The 22,209-nt window shown below is 41.0% G+C and carries 15 protein-coding genes; 13 read left to right on the top strand and 2 right to left on the bottom strand.

All coding sequences use genetic code 11. The annotated features are described in order from the left end of the window. Positions 1-2 precede the first annotated feature (2 nt). A complete protein-coding gene (locus CSB87_RS11475; protein WP_031952290.1) occupies positions 3-3,638 on the bottom strand; it encodes an exodeoxyribonuclease V subunit gamma in 3,636 nt (1,211 codons plus the stop codon). Positions 3,639-3,809: 171 nt separating this feature from the next. Between CSB87_RS11475 and CSB87_RS11470 the strand changes: the two genes are divergently transcribed. Both CSB87_RS11470 and CSB87_RS11465 read left to right on the top strand, forming a co-directional pair. Next, positions 3,810-4,322 (top strand): hypothetical protein, encoded by a 513-nt coding sequence (locus tag CSB87_RS11470; RefSeq protein ID WP_004710796.1) that lies wholly within the window; start codon positions 3,810-3,812, stop codon positions 4,320-4,322. A gap of 179 nt (positions 4,323-4,501) precedes the next feature. Further along, positions 4,502-5,821, top strand: coding sequence for an MFS transporter (locus tag CSB87_RS11465; RefSeq protein WP_031952288.1), 1,320 nt, complete (start codon positions 4,502-4,504; stop codon positions 5,819-5,821). Positions 5,822-5,844: 23 nt separating this feature from the next. Here the strand turns inward: CSB87_RS11465 and CSB87_RS11460 are convergent, their stop codons facing one another. Then, positions 5,845-7,263, bottom strand: coding sequence for a polyphosphate--AMP phosphotransferase (locus CSB87_RS11460; protein ID WP_002157012.1), 1,419 nt, complete (start codon positions 7,261-7,263; stop codon positions 5,845-5,847). A 209-nt stretch (positions 7,264-7,472) separates the two neighbouring features. Between CSB87_RS11460 and CSB87_RS11455 the strand changes: the two genes are divergently transcribed. The 11 genes from CSB87_RS11455 to CSB87_RS11405 all read left to right on the top strand — a co-directional run bounded on the left by CSB87_RS11455 (position 7,473) and on the right by CSB87_RS11405 (position 22,208). Continuing rightward, positions 7,473-8,180, top strand: coding sequence for an FFLEELY motif protein (locus tag CSB87_RS11455; RefSeq protein ID WP_002157018.1), 708 nt, complete (start codon positions 7,473-7,475; stop codon positions 8,178-8,180). A gap of 148 nt (positions 8,181-8,328) precedes the next feature. Then, positions 8,329-9,276 (top strand): bifunctional demethylmenaquinone methyltransferase/2-methoxy-6-polyprenyl-1,4-benzoquinol methylase UbiE, encoded by a 948-nt coding sequence (ubiE, locus tag CSB87_RS11450; protein ID WP_002156970.1) that lies wholly within the window; start codon positions 8,329-8,331, stop codon positions 9,274-9,276. A gap of 11 nt (positions 9,277-9,287) precedes the next feature. Continuing rightward, positions 9,288-9,956, top strand: a complete 669-nt coding sequence (locus CSB87_RS11445; RefSeq protein ID WP_031952286.1) for a ubiquinone biosynthesis accessory factor UbiJ — start codon at positions 9,288-9,290, stop codon at positions 9,954-9,956. 12 nt (positions 9,957-9,968) lie between these two features. Next, positions 9,969-11,588, top strand: a complete 1,620-nt coding sequence (locus CSB87_RS11440) for an ABC1 kinase family protein (RefSeq protein WP_004710805.1) — start codon at positions 9,969-9,971, stop codon at positions 11,586-11,588. Between the two features lie 121 nt (positions 11,589-11,709). After that, positions 11,710-13,023, top strand: coding sequence for an FAD-dependent oxidoreductase (locus tag CSB87_RS11435; RefSeq protein ID WP_031952284.1), 1,314 nt, complete (start codon positions 11,710-11,712; stop codon positions 13,021-13,023). Positions 13,024-13,176: 153 nt separating this feature from the next. Beyond that, positions 13,177-13,950 carry a bifunctional phosphoribosyl-AMP cyclohydrolase/phosphoribosyl-ATP diphosphatase HisIE gene (gene hisIE / locus CSB87_RS11430; RefSeq protein ID WP_004710809.1) on the top strand — a complete coding sequence of 258 codons (774 nt, stop codon included), beginning with the start codon at positions 13,177-13,179 and terminating at the stop codon, positions 13,948-13,950. A 9-nt stretch (positions 13,951-13,959) separates the two neighbouring features. Continuing rightward, positions 13,960-15,462, top strand: coding sequence for a UvrD-helicase domain-containing protein (locus tag CSB87_RS11425; RefSeq protein WP_002156955.1), 1,503 nt, complete (start codon positions 13,960-13,962; stop codon positions 15,460-15,462). 23 nt (positions 15,463-15,485) lie between these two features. Then, on the top strand, positions 15,486-16,868 hold the full coding sequence (locus CSB87_RS11420; RefSeq protein ID WP_006580954.1) for an AAA family ATPase: 1,383 nt from the start codon (positions 15,486-15,488) through the stop codon (positions 16,866-16,868). Positions 16,869-17,182: 314 nt separating this feature from the next. Beyond that, positions 17,183-20,032 (top strand): monovalent cation/H+ antiporter subunit A, encoded by a 2,850-nt coding sequence (locus CSB87_RS11415; protein ID WP_031952282.1) that lies wholly within the window; start codon positions 17,183-17,185, stop codon positions 20,030-20,032. Further along, a complete protein-coding gene (locus CSB87_RS11410) occupies positions 20,029-20,397 on the top strand; it encodes a Na+/H+ antiporter subunit C (protein ID WP_000624229.1) in 369 nt (122 codons plus the stop codon). Before CSB87_RS11415 ends, CSB87_RS11410 begins: the two co-directional genes overlap by 4 nt. Continuing rightward, on the top strand, positions 20,397-22,208 hold the full coding sequence (locus tag CSB87_RS11405; protein ID WP_002156993.1) for a monovalent cation/H+ antiporter subunit D: 1,812 nt from the start codon (positions 20,397-20,399) through the stop codon (positions 22,206-22,208). The genes CSB87_RS11410 and CSB87_RS11405 overlap by 1 nt, the downstream gene beginning before the upstream one ends. The last annotated feature ends 1 nt before the right edge of the window (position 22,209 follow it).

Raw genomic sequence — 22,209 nt, 5'->3', positions numbered from 1 at the left:
TCTTACTCCGAATGTTGAAATTGAAAAACCGGATGATACAGGTCATAAGCAAACTCATCACAAGCATGTTGAAGTAATGCTTGTGCATCTTGTTCTTGCAAAATGAAACGCCAATCTTGATGTAACTTGCACGCTTCATTTTGTGTCATATCGATAGAGGTAAATGTCCCCGTTTCATTCCAGTATTTTAACAGCTCCGCATAGCTCTTCTCATCGAGTTTTATTTTTTCTGTCGGATTTGTTGTTTCCCACTGATATGCCTTAGCTTTTTCAAGTGGTTTTAATAATAAAGCTGCTGGTAACACGAGCGGCTGCTGTTGAGCATAACGCCAGATTTTAAACCAAGGCTGTAAATACTGCCGAGCTTGCTCCGAACTAATACCTTTACAGATGACGGTTTGATCACTAAAAACCACAATACGGCGTCTTTCAGCTCCTGCACTTCCTTCATTTAAATAGGCCAACCAAAGCAGGTACTCTAACCAGACTTTTGCACGTCTTTTTGCCCGAGCACTTGATGCTTCCATGCTGACCCAATCCTGAGTTTCAGATTTTGGCACCTTAATATTCATATGTAGCTGTTTGGCAATTCGCCACACACGCTGAGTCGTTTGTGTCACGGCTGGCGCATAATGATGAAGACGCTCAAGCAAACACTCCTGTTCAAAAATGCCCTGTTGCCATGCGCTGTATTGAACTTTGCCTACAGGCAACTGATCAAGTAGAGCTTCTGGCTGTGCCTGCTGTTCATTTTGTTGCAAAAAATGTCGAATGGTATAGCGGCCCAAACCATCTAAAAGCAGAGGTTCATTCTGATCTAGCTCCCCAACACTTCCCAAGTTTTCTACGCCTAAAGTTTTTAAATATAGACGTGCCGGGAAAGTCACATCTTGTATCCACTGATGGCTGTCTAAAACCAGCATGTCAGGTATTTCTAAAGGATAAGATGTATTTGCCCAAGGCTTAAGAACACCAGAAGCTTGCTGAATTTGCATCGCCACATTAAACCAGTGATCTTGGTAGCGAATATAACTTTTCTCGGCCATAAAACCCTTCGGGTCAAACGGCTGTAAATAATGTAAGTGATAGAGCTGTTTTAATTGAGACGGAATTTCAATGCCTTCAATCACTTCACGGTCAGGTGCATTTGGCTCCGGTTTTACAATAAGCGCAAGATGCTCACGGAACTCTTGAAGAATACTAGAAGGATCTCTCACCTCACCGTCATTAACATCAAAACCGTTATAAAACAGCCATAAGTTTTCTTGAGCTAAAAGTAAGGCATCCAAGAAAGCACCTTGATCATCCTCAAGACGGGAACGGTCACCTAGTTGTTGACGTAATGCATCCATCAAATCAAATGGCACGTGGGTATCACGGTTTGGAAACTGCCCTGCATCAAGGTTCAACATCACAATTAAGCGATAAGGCAAAGGACGAATTTGTCCAATCTGGGCAAAGGTAATCTGTCCGGTCGGTTCAGCTTGGGCTGTCTGATTTTCTAAAGTTCGCTGAATCTCATCCAGAATATAAGGCAAAGGCAAGGTGATTTTACGTAAGGCGCCTGTTTCTGTCTCGGCATAGTAGCTTGCAAGCGTTAACATACGCTCTTGTTTTTTTACAATTTCCCGCGCAGTTTTTAAAGCAGCCACACCGGCCTGCTCAAACTCGATAATATCTTGCGAGAGTATTTGTAGCCAGTATTCCACCGTATAACTCTTTTTCTGCTCATGCATAATGAGCCAGTCACGGCGTTCATTTAAATCTTGATAAATCTGAATGAGCGTACCAATAAGCTCAAAATCACTCGGTTGGACCTTAGCGTAACTCAGCACCTGATTAAATGTAGCGTGTTCAGGAATTGCTATACCGAGCGCTAACCGCTCTAAAGCAAATTTAAAGCTATATCGATAATCATCATCGCCGTCACATAAGCTACGTTTCAGATGCTCTGCATCAAGCCCACGTTTAAACCCTGCATCGGCAAGTAAGTTTAAAATTCGTTCTACTTGAGCATATTCAAGTGCATAACGCTGCTGTGTCGCATGCAAACCAAGCCAGTCAGCAAAGTCATCAAAGCCAAATCGCCCTTGCATGAGGTTAATTCGGCCAATTACGGCACGCCATGCATTGAGTGCATCAAGTGAGGCAACACCTGCTATTTTGACAGGCAAATGCACGCCTTGCTCAGTCGCTGTAGCAGGAAAAACACTTCGTATTAAAGGCTCTACCTCAGCCAAATTAGGAACCAAAACCAAAATATCATTTGGACGACGCGGCTGTTCGTGCGGTTTTGCCAACCAGCCAATCAATTGTTCTTTCAATACTTCAAGTTGCCGTAATGTCGAGTGGCAAACATGAATCTGAATTGAGTCATCGTTAGGGGCAAGCTCATATTGCTTGGCTTGGGGCTCCACCAAGTGCAAAATATCTGACTGAACTTTACCAAGTAAACTTTCAGGAAAATCATCTACAAAGGCATCCACCCACTTACCCTCTTCACCTGTAGACAAGTTTGAGAGTAAGGAGAAGTGGTCGCGGGCTTGTTTCCCTAATCTGGTTAATAGTGGATGTCTTGACTCACGCGCCTCAGCATTAAAGTTAAGCGTAAATTTATTAAAAAAATCGGCAATTTCCGCATCGGTCGCTTGGGGATTCTTTGCTATAAAACGCTCTTTTACCCCTAAGTCATAGCGCTGTTTCCAGAGTGGGTCGACACTATCGGCCCAATATTCTTGCGAAGGGTTATAGTGCAAAATCAACACATCAATGTATTGCCCTAAACGGCGCAAAAACTGAAGCTGGCTAGGCGGTAAGTCTAGCAAAGTAAAAATGACTATTTGCTCCGGCAAACGAGCCAATGCCTTCTTCTGGCGCTCAGGATGCTCTAACTCTTGCCAAAACAACTCATCAATTTGCTGCATTTGCATAAAATCATCATGAAAATGCTGCTGCCATAACCAGCGCTGCCAACGCTCTAACTCTTGTGTTTGCTGTAAAGTAAATGCCGAAACTTCTTTATCTTTCTTCGCAATATACTTTTCGATATCAAGTGATCGACCTTGACCCCACGCTGCTAACCAGTTATTTGGACAAGTACAGGTATTTTCACAACCCCGCTGGCACTGTCCCCGATAGACCATGTAGTTACTAAATAAATCGGCAACCTGCTCGGCAACCCAATACAACATTTTTTGTTTTTTTAGCTGCTTCTCAATCCCTTGTTCGAGTCGATCTGCGCTGTCATAAATACGTTGAACAATAGAATGCAGTGGATGAGAGCTATCTATGCTCATGACATCAGGCTGAATAAATTCCTGTAAGGCTTGATGTACACGCCATTTAAAAATCAAGCGTGGAATATTCGCTTTACGAACCTGTTCCTTATGTGCTGTGAGGACCTGTTGATAGGCATACCACTGAAACCCGCGCACACGTTGGTGGAACTGGTAATTGGCGCTCATTCCTTGCTGTTCTGCAAGTTTTTGTATCAGCCATTGCTCTATGGCAGGACTTGGCACAATAAAATGCTGGGCTTTCAAAACCTGTAATGGATGCGTTGAAGGTTGGGACGTAGATGCTAGTACGCCCTGCAACAACACATCAATACGTTGACTTTGAATAACATGGATGCCCATTTATTTCATATCCTACTCGCATAATTTATGCACAAAATCATAAACATTCATTACTATACAACTGAATCTGACTATGTCACGTTGGTTTAAACACAGCATAATCTCATTTTAGGTGTCACTTACCTTATGTTGGCAAGGCACCTTTAAGGAACACATTACAGGTAAAACATTATGAAAATTGATAACATTCCTGACTATATTGATCCTAGCCTAAATCTGGAACAAATTCGCGATGAGTGCCACGATCTCATTCAAAAAAGAGCTTACGTCTCTGCTGGTGCAGCAATTGTACCCATTCCTTTTTTTGACGTGGTAGTAGATTTGGGAATTTTGTCACAGCTTATTCCCGATATTAATTCCCGTTTTGGTTTAGCGCCTGAACATGTCAGCGTCTATGATCCAAAAACAAAAACCATTCATTGGGATGAATTGCGTAAACGTGGCTTTCAATTTTCAGGTTTTGTGGTCGCGCGTACAACCGTTAAAAAAACTTTTAACGGTTTCTTTGGCAAAATCGTAACGAAACAAGTGACGAAATTTATTCCGTTAGGCGGACAAATTGTTGCAGCAAGTTTAGGTTATTTTATGATGAAAAAAATAGCCCAAACTCACTTAAATGACAGCTACAATCTTGCTAAACGTATCCAACAAAAAGGACGCAACTCAACAGTACTTGAGCATTAATATAGTCCTATCATAATTTTAAGGCACATGACTGTGCCTTATTTTTTACTTTTAAAATTTACACAATAAAACAAAAGATATATTAAAAACTTTAATCTTCACTTATTTTTTTAAGTTTTACTAAAGTTTAAAAGTCTATTATTCAGTTTACAATGCCAAATGAAATACGGAGAGCCATTGTGGAATATGGACAATCAACATCCCGTTTACGTGCCATTTTTAATGTGACCAGTGGCAACTTCCTAGAACAATATGACTTTTTTCTCTTCGGTCTGTATGCAAAAGCGATAGGTGAAACTTTTTTCCATTCTGATAGCAGCTATGGCGCACTAATGAAAACTTTTTTGGTATTTGCCGTTAGTTTTTTAATGCGTCCAATTGGCGCACTCGTCTTAGGTCCATATGTCGATCGAATTGGACGCCGGAAAGGACTGATGGTCACCTTAAGTATTATGGCAATTGGCTCATTGTTAATTGCACTAACACCTGGATATGCCACTATCGGCTTTGCAGCCACTGTCTTAATATTTGTTGGCCGTTTAGCCCAAGGTTTTTCAGCTGGCGTTGAGTTAGGTGGTGTTTCGGTTTACTTATCTGAAATTGCGGAACCACATAACCGTGGTTTTATTACCAGTTGGCAATCTGCCAGCCAACAAGTTGCTGTAATTTTTGCTGCCACATTAGGCTATTTAGTCAGTCTAGCCTTTACGAAAGCACAAGTTGATGCTTGGGCTTGGCGTATTCCATTTTTTGTCGGTTGTGCAATTATTCCGTTTATATTCTGGTTACGTAAATCTTTAGCCGAAACCGAAGCTTTTGCCTCTCGAAAAGAGCATCCAACAACTAAACAAATTATGTCAACGCTTGCAGCGAATTGGAAAATTGTAGTCGTTGGAATGTGTATGGTTGCAACAACTACAACCATGTTCTATTTCATTACAGTTTACACCCCAACTTATGGAAAAGAAGTCCTACACTTAACAAGCACAGAAAGCTTATTTGCAACAGTGATGGTGGGAGCAAGTAATTTTATTTTATTACCTATAGGTGGTTATTTATCAGATAAAATTGGCCGAAAGCCATTATTAATCACCACAACCATTTTAATTTTTGTAAGTGCCTATCCTTTATTAAGTTGGCTAACTCAAAACATTAGTTTGGCACACATGTTACTTTCACTACTATGGCTATCTCTGCTCTATAGTTTCTATAACGGCGCATTGGTCGTTTCCCTAACTGAAATGATGCCAAGCTCTGTAAGAATTGCTGGTTTTTCTGTAGCGTATAGTCTTGCCACTTCTATATTTGGTGGGTTAACACCTATGATTGCCACATATCTTGTACAAGAATCTGGCAGCAAAAGTATGCCTGCTTTCTGGTTAATGTTTGCCGCAATCATCAGTTTGATTGCAACGCTTATTGTATTTCGCAATCGACAAACTCTTGCTACAAAATCCTCTTCAATTGAGGATCAATTTGTACAACCAACAGTTCAATAATATTCAAACAGTTAAAGGAGACGTTAGTCTGCCTTTAACTGTTTTAAAATCGCTCTTAACACTTCTAAACGCGCAGTATATTTATCATCAGTGGCAACAATATGCCAAGGAGCATATTCGGTACTGGTTCGTTCAAACATATCTGCTGCTGCTTTTAAATAATCATCCCATTTGTCACGATTACGCCAGTCTTCTGCGGTAATTTTAAAGCGTTTATGCGGTGTCTCTTCTCTGGCTTTAAAACGTTGTTCTTGCTCATCTTTACTAATCGCTAGCCAAATTTTTACCACAATAGTTTGGCTATCAAATAAGTCTTTTTCAAAGCGATTAATTTCGTCGTATGCTCTTTGCCATTCCAAAGGTGACGCAAAACCTTCAACACGTTCTACTAGCACTCGGCCATACCAAGTACGGTCAAAAATCGTAATTTTTTCGGCTTCATTAATGCGGTTCCAAAAACGCCACAAATAAGGATGCCTTGCTTCGAAACGTTCAGGTGCTCCAATACAATGAATATCATATTCACGTGGGTCTAGATTTTTGACAATGCGCTTAATGGCACCCCCTTTGCCCGAAGCATCCATTCCTTCAAAAGCAATCACAAAATTACGTTTATCAAAACGCATGGTATCGGCAATTTTTTTGCTGAGTTTATCGAGCTCTTTTTTGTACTCAGCTTTATCAAGCTGTTCTTGAGCAGGTTTTAATAAACTCTCGGGAATCTTGGCCTGCTGCCATTTCCCTTTGACTTCACTTTCATGTTCAGGTAGCTGACGCATATGTTGTAAAAGATACTGAGCAAAAAATTGATCGCGCTGTTTTTCATCTTCCCCATCAATAATGTACCAATCGTCAGTGAAGCGGCGGCGTAACTTTTGCAAAGTGTCATATTGTTTTTTATTACGCCAGTCTAGGCCGTGGAGTTTATGCCAATGTTGTTCAGAAGGGTCTATTTTATCTAAACGTTTTTGCAATGATTTCCAAGAAAGATCAAACCAGACTTTAATAACATCGACATAATTATTTTTTAGGTCTTGTTCAAATGAACGCATATTTTCCACATATGCATCAAAACGTGCCTCATCCAAAGGCTCTGACACATGCGTCGCGGTAACCAACAAGTCGCTATACCAATTGCCAAACATCACCACAATTTGGCCTTCAGTCGGAATAAACTCTGAATATGACTGCCAAAAAGCTTCTGTATCTGTCAGCACACGCGGTGCATCTGCTTTTACCCTTAGATATCTCGGATCTAACCATTCTCGAAGCTGTTTAACAGCCTCACCTTTTCCGGCCAGTTCGATACCACTCATTAAAATGAGCGTACTTTTAGCATTTTTTTTACCGCGACTATCTTTTAAAGCATATTGTGCTTCAATCAAATCGACCGAAAGCTGTTCTTCATCTCGAATTTCAAATTTTGGTTGTTGTTCACTCATAGTCCACTGCTCTAATCTTTTATTGTTTAATTTCGTTGTTATTTAACTTATGCGCTTAGATGATGAATTGCTATACAAATTATGTCATTGCAGCAAAATTCTGTCTAAAAATTGACGCATAAATCATTTTTTTTACATCTACTCGCCATAGTAGAAGGTTACAATGCCTTTTATGATTTTTTGCAAATAGCCCAATATTAGAGCCTTAAATGTCTAAACTCGCTGCTTTTGATGATCTTTTACAACAATATAAAACATTTAATTATCACGATAATCCAGTGCTTGCCCAGCGTTTGCAAGATGTACAAACATGGTTAAAAGAGCGGATGAAAGAAACGCATCACGACTTTTTTAATCTGCCAGAGCACAAGCTCATGTCAGAGTATTTTTTAAACCGTTTATATGGCGGCCCAGAGTTTGATGCGCTTGCTGCACAAATTGAACGACTATTGAAATATGCCCATAAAGCAGAAAAAGTCCTACCTGAAAACGCAATTAAAACAGGAACAAAGTCGGTAAGTTTGGCTGTACTTGCCACGCAACTTGATGAACAAGTGGCCATGCAGCTTCTTGAAGACTATCCAGCAGATACAGTACTCACTGATGAGATCATGCGTTTAACCTTAATCAAGCTTGATCAGGCCGAAGCCCGTTACCAGCAGCTTGCCCTTCTTGATGACTTAGGGATAGCACTCGATAAATACATGCGTTCATTTATGATGTTCACTGCTTTTAAAATGTGTAAAGGTATTGCACAAAAATATCACTTCGAATTGATGTATGATTTTATTCAAGATGGTTTTACCGCAATGAAACCATTAAAATCAGCAGAGGCTTTTATTAAGACTTTTACGGAAAAAGAACGTCAGATTGTTGAAAAAGTACATTCAGGACATCCGAATCCGTTTAGAGTGTGATAAGGTCGGCACATAGAAAAAACTCAACCTCGCGAAGTTGAGATTTTATTCATTATATTTGCATGATGATGCCTGTAAAAATAGACAAAATCTGTCATCATGCAGAACTTATTCCGTTTCACTTGAGTTTGAGTCTAGGAGAGACAATATGTCTAACGAAAACCAAAAGCCAACATCTCCAACTGAGCAGGCACAAAGTTCAGACAAAGTTAGCCCATTCCTAAGCTCACCTTTACCGCAAGGTACCCCTCAAGGGCAACAACAAACTTTACAGCAAACCTTAACAGATACACCTGTTAGCGGTTCTGTACCAAAATACAATTTACCACGTGGTGCAGGCAACACTGGCAACGTTGGTGAAACAACTCACTTTGGTTACTCAACAGTTCGAACCGAAGATAAAGCTCAAAAAGTTGCTGAAGTTTTCCACTCGGTTGCAAGCAAATATGACCTTATGAATGACTTGATGTCATTTGGTATTCACCGTTTATGGAAACGCTTTGCAATTAACATGTCTGGTGTTCGCCGTGGTCAACACGTGTTAGACATTGCTGGTGGTACAGGCGACTTAGCAAAAGTATTTAGCCGTGAAGTTGGTCCTCAAGGTCATGTGGTACTTTCAGACATTAACGAATCTATGCTGAATGTTGGCCGTGACCGTCTGATTGATGCAGGCTGTACCAATGTCGATTTCGTACTTGCCAATGCTGAAACTTTAGAACCTTTTGCAGATAACAGCTTTGACCTTGTTACCATTAGCTTTGGTCTACGCAACGTAACGGATAAAGATGCTGCGCTTGCCTCTATGTTCCGTGTACTTAAACCAGGTGGTCGTTTACTGATTCTTGAGTTTTCTAAACCAGTATTTGAGCCTTTTTCAAAACTTTATGACCTCTACTCATTCACCGCTTTACCGATTATGGGTAAATTGGTTGCCAATGACTCAGAAAGTTATAAATATTTGGCTGAATCAATTCGTATGCATCCAGACCAACGTACCTTAAAAGGCATGATGGAAAATGCCGGCTTCCAGAACTGTGACTATCACAACCTGACTGGCGGTATTGTTGCTGTTCACCGCGGTTTCAAACTGTAAGGGATAGCGATATGTGGTCGATTCTAGCACTCGGTGCAGTCGAACGTATCATTCATCATCTGATCGATCTGGATGCATTAACCCGCATTCAGCTCAATCAGTTACAGGGCAAAATGTTGCGTGTTGTCATCGATAGCCCGCAGCTTTCTGTCGATGTATTCTTTGACCAAGAAAAAGTACGTCTTGAACCTACTGCAACTGGGCACAGCGAAAAACCTTCTATTTTTGAACAACGCCCTTTTGATCCGCAATTTAAAATTTCTGAAGCAACAGCTACTTTACATATCAAAGATGTTGTTGAACTCATCAAACTATTGGTGAGCGATCCCGACCAGATTGGTAATATCCCGCTACAAGGTGACTATCATCTATTACAGGATATTCAAAAAATTATGCAGCAGGCTGAACCTGATTTAGCTGCGCATTTATCAAAATGGGTTGGCCCTCAACTCGCTCATGAAATTGGTAAGATTCAACTTGCACCCAAGCATCTAAAACGCTCTCTTCAAAGCCATCTATTTTTCGCTGAAGATGCTTTAAAAGAAGACAGTGGTTTATTTGCCCCACGTTGGGAAATGGACGATTTAAATCAAGCTACGCGTAAGCTTAATCAAGATATTGACCGTCTAGAAGCTAAATTACAGCAGCTCAATGCACAACTACAACCCACTCAAGACTAGGTAAGACCGTATATGATTCCGCACGTTTCACGTTTACTCGAACTTTGGCGTATTGCAGCGCACTATAGACTCGATACGTTGTTCCCTGCGGATGAACTACCAGTTAAAGCTAAACATGCATTAAATATTATTAAGATGCATCCGGCAGCATGGTCGAGTCGTGAGCGCAAGAATCCTTTAAAGCTTAAAGAAGCTTTAGAAGACATGGGACCACTTGCAATTAAGCTTGGGCAGTTACTGTCAACTCGACGTGATTTGATTCCACCTGAAATACTCGCTCAATTGGTTTTACTTCAAGATCAGGTGAAACCTTTTGATAGCAATGTTGCCAAACAACGTATTCAAGACTCTTTAAAAGCAGACGTAAATACACTATTTGCTCGCTTTGATGACCAACCCCTTGCTGCTGCCTCAATTGCACAAGTTCATACAGCGGCACTACATGATGGCCGAGAAGTTGTTGTTAAAGTCACTCGTCCAGATATTCGTAGCCAGATTTTACAAGACTTTGAAATTTTGGCATGGCTAGGAAATACACTAGAAAGCCGCCTTGAAGCTGCTCGTGCATTACATTTATCTGAAATTATTCAAGACTACCGCCAGATCATTTTAAATGAGCTGGACTTGAGTATTGAGGCAGATAACACTCGTCGTATGCGCCATTACTTTACTGGCTCAACCATGATGTATGTGCCAGAAGTCTACATGGACACCAAAGATGTTATGGTGGCTGAACGTATTACTGGTGTGCCTATTTCAGACACGGCAACCTTTGACCGTTTAGGCATGGACCGCGCACAACTTGCAGAAAAAGGCTTAACGATTTTCTTTACGCAAGTATTCCGCGATAACTTTTTCCATGCCGACATGCACCCCGGCAATGTCTTTGTAGAAACTATCAATCCAAGCAATCCACGCTTTATTGCACTGGATTGTGCGATCATGGGTGAGCTTTCTAAGCATGACCAAATGACGGTTGCCCGCATGTTGCTTGCCGTAATGAATAGCAACTTTATGCAGCTTATTCAAATTGTGCATCAAGCTGGCTGGATTCCACCGGGTACCGATCAAGACGCTTTAGCACGTGAGATGCGCCGTACTGTTGGGCCAATGGTTTCTAAACCTATGGATCAACTTGATTTTGCAGGTATCTTAATTCAAGTGATGGACATTGCCCGTCGCTTCCATCTTGAGATTCCACCACAGCTCATGCTGCTGCTCAAAACTTTAGTGCATGTAGAAGGCTTAGGTACGGACCTTTATCCGCAACTCGACATCTGGAAATTGGCAAAACCTATTTTGACAGAATGGGTTAAGTCCAACATGAACCCAGTCAAAAATGTAAAAGAACTTGGCCAGCAATTACCTGACCTGCTTTTAGGCGCTCAAGATTTCCCAAGCTTAATTATTGATAGCTTAAATGGTTTAAAGAACCAATCTGCTTGGCAGGACCGTCAGTTACGTGAAATTCAGCAACTTCGTTTGCAAATGGAACATCAACAGCGTCGTAGCTGGATGTTTGGCAGTACCATGCTGATTTTACTAACCATTGCCATTATTAGCCCTTGGTTTGTTTCCATTATTTTAATTGTGCTGAGTAGTTTAATAGCGCTTTGGCGTGTGTTGAAATAAATTCTAAATCCCTTGCCTCGCAAGGGATTTTTTTATGCCTAAACTTTAATTTTAAAAAAATATAGATCGTTTATTCGTTCATTGCTAAATTGAAGCTGTAAATGCTTGAAAAGAACAAACAATGAAAACACCTCATTTTGCCATTGTTGGTGCAGGCACGGCAGGTTTAGCCGCCGCAATTTTGCTCGCCCGTGAAGGCAACAACGTTACTATTTTTGAACAAGTTGATGAGTTATCCCCGGTAGGAGCTGGGTTATTACTACAACCCGCGGGCTTAGCTGTATTTCAACATTTAGGTGTACTCGACAAAGCCTTAACATTAGGTGCAAGAGTCACAGGCCTAGAAGGACAACTTCCGGACAAGCGTCTTTTAGTTAACAGTCACTATCACGAAGCATCAGCAAATCTTTATGGTTTAGGTATACACCGTGCCACTTTGTGTCATGTACTTACTCAAAAGCTTAGCGAGTATTCAAGCCAGATTACTTGGCATATGAACCATTCTGTTGAAAAATTTGAAGAACATAACGAAGAGGTTCGGCTATTCGGCAGTCATCAAAACCAAAAGTTTGATGCTTGTTTTGATGGCCTACTCATTGCCAATGGTGCTCGTAGTCAATTACGCCCTAAAGCATGGGTAAAAGTTGATCAAGCTTATCCATGGGGTGCGGCATGGAGTATCGTGCCTGAGTGTAAAGTACTCGATTCTGAAATTCTGCATCAATTTTATGATCGCTCGAAAATTATGATGGGAATTCTTCCTACAGGAGCTATTCCAACCGAACCTCAACAGCGCCTTTCGAGTATATTTTGGAGCTTACCTACCACACAATTACAAAACTTTTTGCAAGATGAGCAGGCGAAACAAGCCTGGTTAAAGCAAGTCTCTGAGCGTTGGCCCAATGTTGCAGAGTGGCTCAAAGAAATTTTGTATAACAGTCAAACTCAGCCTAAATGGTTATCTGCAAACTATCGTGATGTCGTCATGACCCAATTTGGTCAAGGTCGAATTGGGGTAATTGGAGATGCAGCTCATGCAATGAGTCCTCAGTTAGGACAAGGTGCGAATATGGCATTATTAGATGCTTGGGCTTTTTCTCAATCATTGCGGCAAGCTCAAAAAAACCAGAATATTGATTGGTCCTTGCTCTGGCAGCATTATCACCAGCTTCGCCGTTCATCCATCCAGTTTTATCAATTTCTTAGTCGCTTACTAACACCACTATATCAATCTGACCATTGGTGGGCGGGAAGTTTAAGAGATCTAGTTTTCCCTTGGATGTATCAAATTCCTTATTTTCGAAAAGAAATGGCCATCACAATTTCAGGTTTAAAGACAGGGCCATTTAGACATCTTGATTATGAACAAGTAGCTCAACTACCTAAAGAAAGTAGTGCTTTTAATTTAAAAAGTGAATCTCTGACTGATTTTTAAAAGTAGCCGAGCACAAGCTCCTCATTACGCTGGGAGAGACAAAAAGGACAAAGAATTTTTCCGCAAAGTGGCTTTGATGCCGTACACTATACAAGCTATTTTTAGCATCTGACTGAAATCAATTTATAGTTCATATTTCTTTGGTGATTCCTCATGAATAACACGCAATGGCTCGATGAAGTAAAATTTAACGAACAAGGTCTTATCCCTGCCATTGCTCAACATCATCAAACCGGACGTATTTTGATGGTAGCGTGGATGAACCGTGAAGCACTTGCGCTCACAGCAGAAAAAAACCAGGCTGTGTATTTCTCTCGCTCTCGCCAAAAACTTTGGCACAAGGGTGAAGAATCAGGCCATTTCCAAACAGTTTATGAAATTCGTCTGGACTGCGATGGTGATGTAATCGTATTACAAGTTGAGCAACACGGCGGTATCGCGTGCCATACAGGTCGTGAGTCTTGTTTCTACCGTAAACTTACCCCACAGGGCTGGGAAATTGTCGATGCACAATTAAAAGACCCTACTGCAATTTATGGTGACAAAGCTAAAACTGAAAGTCACGATCATGCTCACACGACTGAACAAGTGGATGTACTCGCTCACTTAGGGCAATTGATGCAAGAGCGTAAGCAAGCAGAAGCAGACACTTCATATGTGGCAAGCCTCTACAAAAAAGGCATCAATAAAATTTTAGAAAAAGTTGGCGAAGAAAGCGTAGAAACTATTATTGCTGCAAAAGACTACGCTGCTCAAAATACAGAAAGCAATTTAAATGACTTGATTTATGAAACTGCCGATTTGTGGTTCCATAGCATTGTCATGTTGGGTTATTTCGATCTTAATCCACAGCTTATTATTGACGAATTAGCTCGTCGTCAGGGTTTATCTGGTTTAGTTGAAAAAGCTAACCGCAATAAGGTTTAAAATCACTCAGTGTCGAATATCGAAAAACCTAAAGCCACCTATGAGCAAGCAATTGCCATAGATAACGCACGTCTTGGGCAATCATTTAAAGTGATTGCCTATGCGGGTACAGGTAAAACTACTACCTTACAAATGATTAGTGATGCCATGCCTGAACGGCGTGGAATGTATTTGGCATTTAACAAAGCCATTGCAGGCGAAGCTCAGAACAAATTTCATCGCAATGTAGACTGCCGTACTTTTCACTCACTCGCGTTTCGTAGTGTGCCACGTGGTGTGACTGATAAATTACGCTTACCTCGCTTAAGTCCAAGTTTTATTGCCAAAGAATATCGACTAGAACCGATTACCTTACGACGCATGATGGGTGGACGTTATGAAAAATACGTCTTAATGCCAAGTCGATTAGCGAGTCTTGTCGCCAATGCAGTAAGCTATTTCTGTTCGACCAGTTCTCAATATCCAGCGCCTCGACATATTCAGGCGCCAAACTGGTTACATCCAGACGATATTACTGAGCTACAGACCCACCTTTACCCTGCTGTTGAACGCCGCTGGCTTGAGTCCATCGACCCAAACCATCAAGCGGGAATTGGTCATGATATTTATCTCAAGCTTTGGGCATTGTCTGAACCTAACATTCCGGCAGATTATGTCTTATTTGATGAAGCCCAAGATGCTGACCCTTTAATGTTGGGTATTTTGCTACGTCAAAAAAGTACGCAGGTTATTTATGTAGGTGATGCCCACCAGCAAATCTACGCGTGGCGTGGTGCAGTAAATGCCATGCAACAACTGCCTTTGCCAGAGTCTCGCCTAACGACCTCTTTTCGTTTTGGAGAGGCAATTGCCGATGTTGCCAATGCGTTATTAGGTGGCTTAAATGAGACAGTTCCTTTACTTGGTAATCCGAACCAAAAATCAAGCGTAGTCAATAAACCGCATACAAAAATGCGTGATGCGATTTTATGTCGTACTAATGCTCGCGCAATGGAGCTGTTATTGGCAGGCTTAGTTCACGGCGATAAAGTGAGTTTGCAAGCTGACCATCAAAAACTAAACCGTTTTGTAGATGCTGCAAGTCTCTTGAAGCAAGGAAAACGAGTTACTGACGTTCCTGAGTTGGCATGGTTTAACTCATGGCATGATGTTCATGAGTACTGCGAAACCAATGAAGGAAGCGATATTAAACCATTGGTTAAACTGGTGGATGATCACGGTACCGATCCACTGAAAAAAGCACTTGCAAAGATTACCCCACTTGAGCAAGCTGACTATGTCATCTCGACTGCCCATAAAGCAAAAGGACTAGAGTGGAACCGCGTCCATATTGAAGATGATTATCAATTTAAAATTAATGGTTTAGAACACAAGATTACAGATGAGGAATTAAGATTACTTTACGTGGCCTGTACTCGTGCTAAAGTAAGTCTAAACATCCATCATCTTTATGATCTGATACAACAATTAAAAGTAAGGGCGCCTTTAAGTCTTCGTAAGTCGGTTGGTTGAAGCGCTCATAATTAGGTGAGCCTATGAGACTTCAATCCATCCAATTTAAACATGTTGCTCTGTTTCATGACCTAAAGATCCAATTTCAATATGATAAGCAACCGATTACTTTAATTTTAGGTGAGCAGGCAACCGGTAAAAGTATGCTACTTAAGCATATTTATCATGCTTTAACGTGGTTTCCTGCGCGTCTTAAAGATGTCCGCACTCCGGGTGTTGTCATGCCCGATCAAGACATTACTCATTCTCGTTTACAATCTAAAATAGAAGTGAGTATCCATATTCCTTCAGAGTTCGGGCAATTACCTGAAACTACATCTGCACAGCAAACCGACACATCCGTTTGTAGTTGGAAACTATTTAAGACCTTAAATGCAACTGGTGTGGGTATTAGTCAAGTTGAAACTCAGCAGCTCGATCAAACTGTTACGCTTTATCATCAAGTCACCAGAAAAGACCCGCTTCAAGGACTTCCTCTACTTGCCTATTACCCATCTGAACGATTTGTTAACGATATAAATTTACTCAATAAAAACCTTCCAGGTATTACTCAGTCTATTTCTGCTTATGAAATTAGTTTAATCCCGTTTACAACTTTTACTCGCTTTTTTGAATGGTTACGTGAAATTAGCGATATTGAAAATGCGCAAGCAGCGCAGGTTGTACAACGAATTATTTCAAAACAATCTAATCCACAAAATCAGGAAGAACTTTTACATCAGCTTCAAATCGAATTGGCAGGGCAACCTAAACAGCTTCCTTCACCAAATCTATATGCGCTTAAATCAGCGTTAAAGATTATATTTCCAGAACTTGAAGACCTTTACCTACAATATCATCCACGGCTTCAACTCATGGTACATTACAAAGGTGAAGCTTTAGCATTTCAACAACTTTCCAATACCACAAAAACATGGATCGCACTCGTAGGGGATGTTGTACGCAGACTTTGTTTGCTCAACCCACTCAGCTTAGATCCTTGCCTTGAAGGCGAAGGAATTTTATTAATTGACCAGATCGATTCACAACTAGATGCTCAACATTGTTCAGAAATTTTAAATCGACTTCATCAAGCATTTCCGCGTTTACAAATTATAGTGACTGGGAGCCGTGAAGAATTACTTGAGCATGCGACTGCTTATCAATGTTTTAAATTAGAACATGGCAAAGTAGGTCAACTTGATTTAAATACGACTCAGCAGCAGCTCGAACACCTTTATACCCTCTTGCATCGAGATGAAGCTTTAGCACCACATATAGATACTTTGCCACCTGATACTGAACCTACAACAGCCCAGATCGACAATTTGTACCAACAAATTCAAAACTTAAATGAACAACAAAAAAATGAATTATTACGTATGATTCATGCAGGAGATACTTCGGAAGAAACCTCATCTCTGTAGACGTTATTATCCATATAGCTCAATTTTTATAATAAAAACCGGATTCGCTAAATATACGATGAAATCTGTTTTTTGAGCTGAAAAATCACTAGATGTTGTTACCACATGTAATAACATCAGATTTTTAATGATTTTTTAGTGTACAATAAATTTCATTTTGCGTTTTTATTATTCAAGTTGCGCAATACAACTTGTTTCTCGCTTTATTTTTCTAATTTGGTCGGGTTTTCAGAATATAAGCTTTGGAAATCTCTTTGAATTCCTATCTATTCTGAAATGAAAATTTCACCTTTAGGCTTCGGTCTAAATTATATATGGATACGAGTGTGCTACCGATAATTATCTTATTACCGTTAATATTAGGCACCACCCTTGTTTCATTGCTTCAACGGTTTTCACGTGGAGTAACGGCTTTAGGGGCGATCGGAGTCAGTTTAACCAGTTTTGGTTTATTACTGACTCAGGCTAAAACTGTGCTTGGTGGTGCAAGCATTCAACAAAGTTGGGATTGGTTACCGCAATTAGGAATTAATCTGAGCTTTAGACTTGATGCCCTTGGTTTATTATTTTCTCTTCTTATTACCGGTATCGGTACACTCATTTATATTTATGCCTATTATTATTTAGGCCCTAAAAATTCATTAAGTAAATTATATTTATTACTCATGCTGTTTATGGCAGCAATGCTGGGTATTTCCCTTTCAAACAATTTAATTATTTTATTAGTGTTTTGGGAACTTACCAGTATTTCATCTTTCTTATTAGTGGGTTACTGGAGTCATTACGAAGCTGCTCAACGTGGCTCGCGCATGGCACTTACCATTACAGGAATGGGTGGACTCGCCATGCTAGGTGGATTTGTCTTATTAGGGCAAATCACCGGTACTTATGAAATTAATGATATTGTCGGAATGAAAGAGCTCATTCAAAGTCATCATCTTTTTGTTCCGATGCTTTTGCTTATCCTACTTGGTGCTTTTACTAAAAGTGCTCAGTTCCCTTTTCATTTTTGGTTACCCAATGCAATGGCAGCACCCACCCCGGTGTCAGCCTATTTGCACTCTGCCACTATGGTTAAGGCAGGTATTTTCTTATTAGCACGTCTTGCACCTATCTTTATTGGTGCGGCGCTTTATCACAACATTGTCACGTTTGTCGGCCTATTCACGCTTTGTATGGCGGCATGCTTTGCTATCTTCAAAGAAGATTTAAAAGGATTATTAGCCTATTCCACTATTAGTCATTTAGGTCTTATTGTCTGCTTGTTAGGTATTGGTTCACCTTTAGCGGTTGCCGCTGCAATTTTTCATATTATTAACCACGCAACCTTTAAAGCTGCCCTGTTTATGATTGCAGGGATTATTGACCATGAAACAGGTACACGTGATCTTAGAAAATTAAGTGGTGTTTGGCAGCTACTACCGTTTACCGCAACGCTCACTATGATCACTGCAGCCTCAATGGCAGGTGTTCCTCTTACCAATGGCTTTATTTCTAAAGAAATGTTCTTTACCGAACTGTTAGCGAACCTTTCAGGATCGGCTGTTATTTTTGCCAGTATTATTGCGACCCTTGCCGGTATTTTTGCAGTGAGTTATTCAATTCGGTTAGTTCACGGCGTATTTTTTGATGGCCCATTGGGTAAACAAGTTCCAAATAAAAATGCCCACGAGCCACCTATCGGCATGAGAGCACCAGCTATATTGCTCGCGGCACTATGTATTTTGGTCGGTATTTTCCCTGCCCTACTGGTCGAGCCTTTAGTTAACAGTGTGACACGCGCAAGTCTTATGCAGCCTGATTTTGCAGGAACTCATCTTGCAATTTGGCATGGATTCAATGCGCCATTAGTCATGAGTATTATTGCCTTGGCTGGAGGTACGCTTTTCTATTTTGCCCTAGCAAAAGATGGCATGATTCGTAAGATCGATCTTGATCCAAGGCTCGGTCGCTTACAAGGCCGTATTTTATTTGATTTATTCTTAAAGCATTTATTATTAACGAGCCGAAAAATCAAACAAAAAACCGAAAATGGTTCTTTGCAAAGCTACCTGTTTTTAATCATTGCTTTTAGCATCATCATGGTGACCATGCCTTTGCTCAATCAAGGGCTTACCACTGGTACACGCGAGCTTACTCATGCCCCATGGATTGCAGTTGTGCTTTGGCTAACCTTATTCTCAGGTTGCTGGATGATGCTCTGGTTTCACCATGAACGCATCAAAGCTGTACTCATTAGCGGTGCAATTGGTCTCGTGGTGACCATGGTGTTTGTTACGATGTCTGCACCTGACTTAGCACTTACTCAAATTACGGTAGATGTGGTTACGACTGTTCTTTTGTTGATGAGTTTGTCTTTACTACCACAGCTGACACCTTATGAATCTACTCGCTCAAGACGTTTAAGAGATGCATTTTTAGCAATTATTGGTGGCTTAGGTATCGGCTGGATTACGTGGCTCATTTTAACGCGTGACCATAATTCGATTTCATGGTTCTTTGCTCAGCAATCTTTACCACTTGGCGGTGGTTCTAACATCGTGAATGTTATTTTGGTGGACTTCCGTGGTTTCGATACCTTTGGTGAAATTACCGTATTAGGCATTGCTGCGATTGGTGCGCTATGTCTTATGGATGGCATGCGCGTACACGGTACTACCATGACACAAGGCCTCACCTACCGCTTTAACCCATCTCCGCTTATGTTCCGTATTACGGCCTCTTGGGTGTTACCTTTAGCGCTGGTGGTAAGTGTCTATATCTTTATGCGCGGACATAACTACCCTGGCGGTGGCTTCATTGCAGGTTTAATTACCTCAATGGCACTCATTATTCAATACATTGCTTTAGGTCAAGATCAAGCAGAACAAATGTTAAAAGCCCAATCCGGTCGTCTTTACGAAATCTGGATTGGTTCCGGATTAACAATTGCAGGCCTTACTGGCATTGCCGCATGGTTCTGGGCACGTCCATTCTTAACTAGTGCTCATGTCTATGTTGAGTTACCAATTTTAGGAAAACTACATCTGGCTTCAGCAGCAAGCTTTGATTTGGGTGTGTATATCACCGTGGTAGGCGCCACTATGCTACTCATTTCTGTATTAGGAGACTCTCGCCACTCGAGTATGTCTGGTCCTGTACCTCATGGGGAGAAATCATCATGATCAGTTTAGAATTCTTACTGGCCTCTGCCATTGGGCTACTTGTTGCTACAGGCATCTATCTTATTTTGCGTGCGCGTACCTTTCCTGTTGTGTTGGGTTTAGCCGTACTAGGTTATGCGGTTAACTTATTTTTGTTTGCGATGGGCCGTCTGCAAGTCAGCTCGCCAGCTATCCTAACGGAGACTACCAATATTACAGATCCGCTTCCACAAGCGCTTGTTTTAACTGCGATCGTTATCGGTTTCGCAACCACAGCGTTTATTGTGCAACTGGCTTTACGCAGCCGTTATGAATCAGGTAGTGACCACGTTGATGCAAAAGAAGATATTTCTCCAACATACGACCCACGTGAGGATGAGCCGTGATGTTTGATTTTTTATCTTTTTGGCAAGCAAATACACCAATTTTCAGCATCCTCATCCCGGCATTTACTGGTTTTATTTTACTGCTTCTAGGCAATCCTGGCGCTGGTGCATTAAAAGAAGACTGGCGTCAACCTTGGCGACGTGGCATTAGCTTGCTCTCAGCAATCGCAGGTTTAGTCACTGCTGTTAGTTATCTGATTGTTGCTAATACAGGCCAAATTACTGTTTACCAGTTGAGCGAGTGGTCAGCACCATTTGGTATTGTGCTGGTACTTGATCGACTTTCAGCATTTATGCTGGTTTTAACCTATGCCTTAGCAGTCCCGGTTTTATGGTATGCAAGTGAGAATTGGGATACGAGAGGTCGCTATTTCCACGCTATATTCCATTTTCTTTTAATGGGCCTATGCGGAGCATTTCTTACAGGTGACTTATTCAACCTGTTCGTTTTCTTTGAAATCTTGCTTATGGCGTCCTATGTTTTGCTGTTGCATGGACAAGGCAAACCACGTTTTCAGCTTGGCGTACACTATGTCATTATCAATCTCTTAGCCTCTGCCCTATTCTTAATTGGCCTTGGTATGATTTATGGCAGTGTAGGCAGTCTAAATATGACTGACGTTTCACGCCTTTTACCAACTTTAGATGCAGATCAACATAAATTAGCAGTCGCTGGTGCCCTACTGTTATTTGTCGTGTTTGGTATTAAAGCAGCCATGCTACCAGTGGGTTTTTGGCTACCAAAAACTTATGCCGTTGCAAGTACACCTGTCGCAGCGATCTTTACCATTATGACTAAAGTGGGCATCTATGCCATTTTGCGTGTAAATGGAACTGTATTTAATGATGTACTTAGCCAAGAAATCTTTAAAAGTTGGCTTCTTCCAATTGGCTTAATTACGTCTCTATACGGTGTGGTTGGAGCAATCGGTGCAGATCGCCTTAGACGTTTTGTTGGTTTTATGGTGCTGTCTTCGATTGGTACATTATTGACTGCAATTGCTATGTCAAATACGCAAGCGTGGTCAGGGGCACTATTCTATTTAGTCCACAGTACACTGATCGGTGCTGCATTTTACTTGTTCTGTGGTTGGATGACTTCGCAACGCGGTGATTTCAAAGATCACTTAAAAATCGCACCAAGAATTAAGCAAGAAAAAGCAGCCATGCTGACTTATTTCTTAATTGCCATGATGCTCGCTGGTTTACCACCTTTTAGTGGCTTCTTTGGAAAGGTGTTTATTTTACAAGCAACTGTTGAAACAGCATATCAAGGCTGGGTAATTGGTATTGTGCTTGTGGTCAGTCTATTAAGCATTATTGCGTTAACACGTGTCGGATTTATTTTATTCTGGCGTGCCTCAGCACCAGAAGAAGATCCGATCAATCCTGCTTATATTATTTATCGGGCTTTACCTGAACGTGCACCACCACGTAATGATTCAGTGATTTATATTTTGCTTGCAGGTTTAGTGGCTTATGTCGTATTTGCTTCACCTGTGTTGCACTACACCACAAGCACTGCTCAGCAAATTCAAAATCACGCCTTATATCAGCAATCTATTCTTAAAACTGATCAAAATGGCGAAATCATTAGTGTGCAGCCTTATGATTCAACTTATTTACCAGAAACAAAATATGGTGGAGAAGTTGAAGATCATAATGCCTATCTGATACCTGACATTATTTCTAAAGACACATACAACGGTGTACATATTTCCGAATACAAACACCGCCAGATTCAGCAGCAAGAAAAATTGCAAACCCCAACCATTGCTGATGAAAGTCAACTGAAACCTATGGAGCCATAAC

This window comes from Acinetobacter sp. AR_0276 (genome assembly GCF_003000705.1).
GTDB lineage: Bacteria > Pseudomonadota > Gammaproteobacteria > Pseudomonadales > Moraxellaceae > Acinetobacter > Acinetobacter nosocomialis.
This window is presented reverse-complemented; position numbering and strand designations above follow the sequence as displayed.

Bases quoted from the DNA above. Each gene is read 5' to 3' on its own strand.
- CSB87_RS11475 (WP_031952290.1), bottom strand. From the start codon at position 3,638: ATGGGCATCCATGTTATTCAAAGTCAACGTATTGATGTGTTGTTGCAG.
- CSB87_RS11470 (WP_004710796.1), top strand. From the start codon at position 3,810: ATGAAAATTGATAACATTCCTGACTATATTGATCCTAGCCTAAATCTG.
- CSB87_RS11460 (WP_002157012.1), bottom strand. From the start codon at position 7,263: ATGAGTGAACAACAACCAAAATTTGAAATTCGAGATGAAGAACAGCTT.
- CSB87_RS11455 (WP_002157018.1), top strand. From the start codon at position 7,473: ATGTCTAAACTCGCTGCTTTTGATGATCTTTTACAACAATATAAAACA.
- ubiE (WP_002156970.1), top strand. From the start codon at position 8,329: ATGTCTAACGAAAACCAAAAGCCAACATCTCCAACTGAGCAGGCACAA.
- CSB87_RS11445 (WP_031952286.1), top strand. From the start codon at position 9,288: ATGTGGTCGATTCTAGCACTCGGTGCAGTCGAACGTATCATTCATCAT.
- CSB87_RS11440 (WP_004710805.1), top strand. From the start codon at position 9,969: ATGATTCCGCACGTTTCACGTTTACTCGAACTTTGGCGTATTGCAGCG.
- CSB87_RS11435 (WP_031952284.1), top strand. From the start codon at position 11,710: ATGAAAACACCTCATTTTGCCATTGTTGGTGCAGGCACGGCAGGTTTA.
- hisIE (WP_004710809.1), top strand. From the start codon at position 13,177: ATGAATAACACGCAATGGCTCGATGAAGTAAAATTTAACGAACAAGGT.
- CSB87_RS11420 (WP_006580954.1), top strand. From the start codon at position 15,486: ATGAGACTTCAATCCATCCAATTTAAACATGTTGCTCTGTTTCATGAC.
- CSB87_RS11415 (WP_031952282.1), top strand. From the start codon at position 17,183: ATGGATACGAGTGTGCTACCGATAATTATCTTATTACCGTTAATATTA.
- CSB87_RS11410 (WP_000624229.1), top strand. From the start codon at position 20,029: ATGATCAGTTTAGAATTCTTACTGGCCTCTGCCATTGGGCTACTTGTT.
- CSB87_RS11405 (WP_002156993.1), top strand. From the start codon at position 20,397: ATGTTTGATTTTTTATCTTTTTGGCAAGCAAATACACCAATTTTCAGC.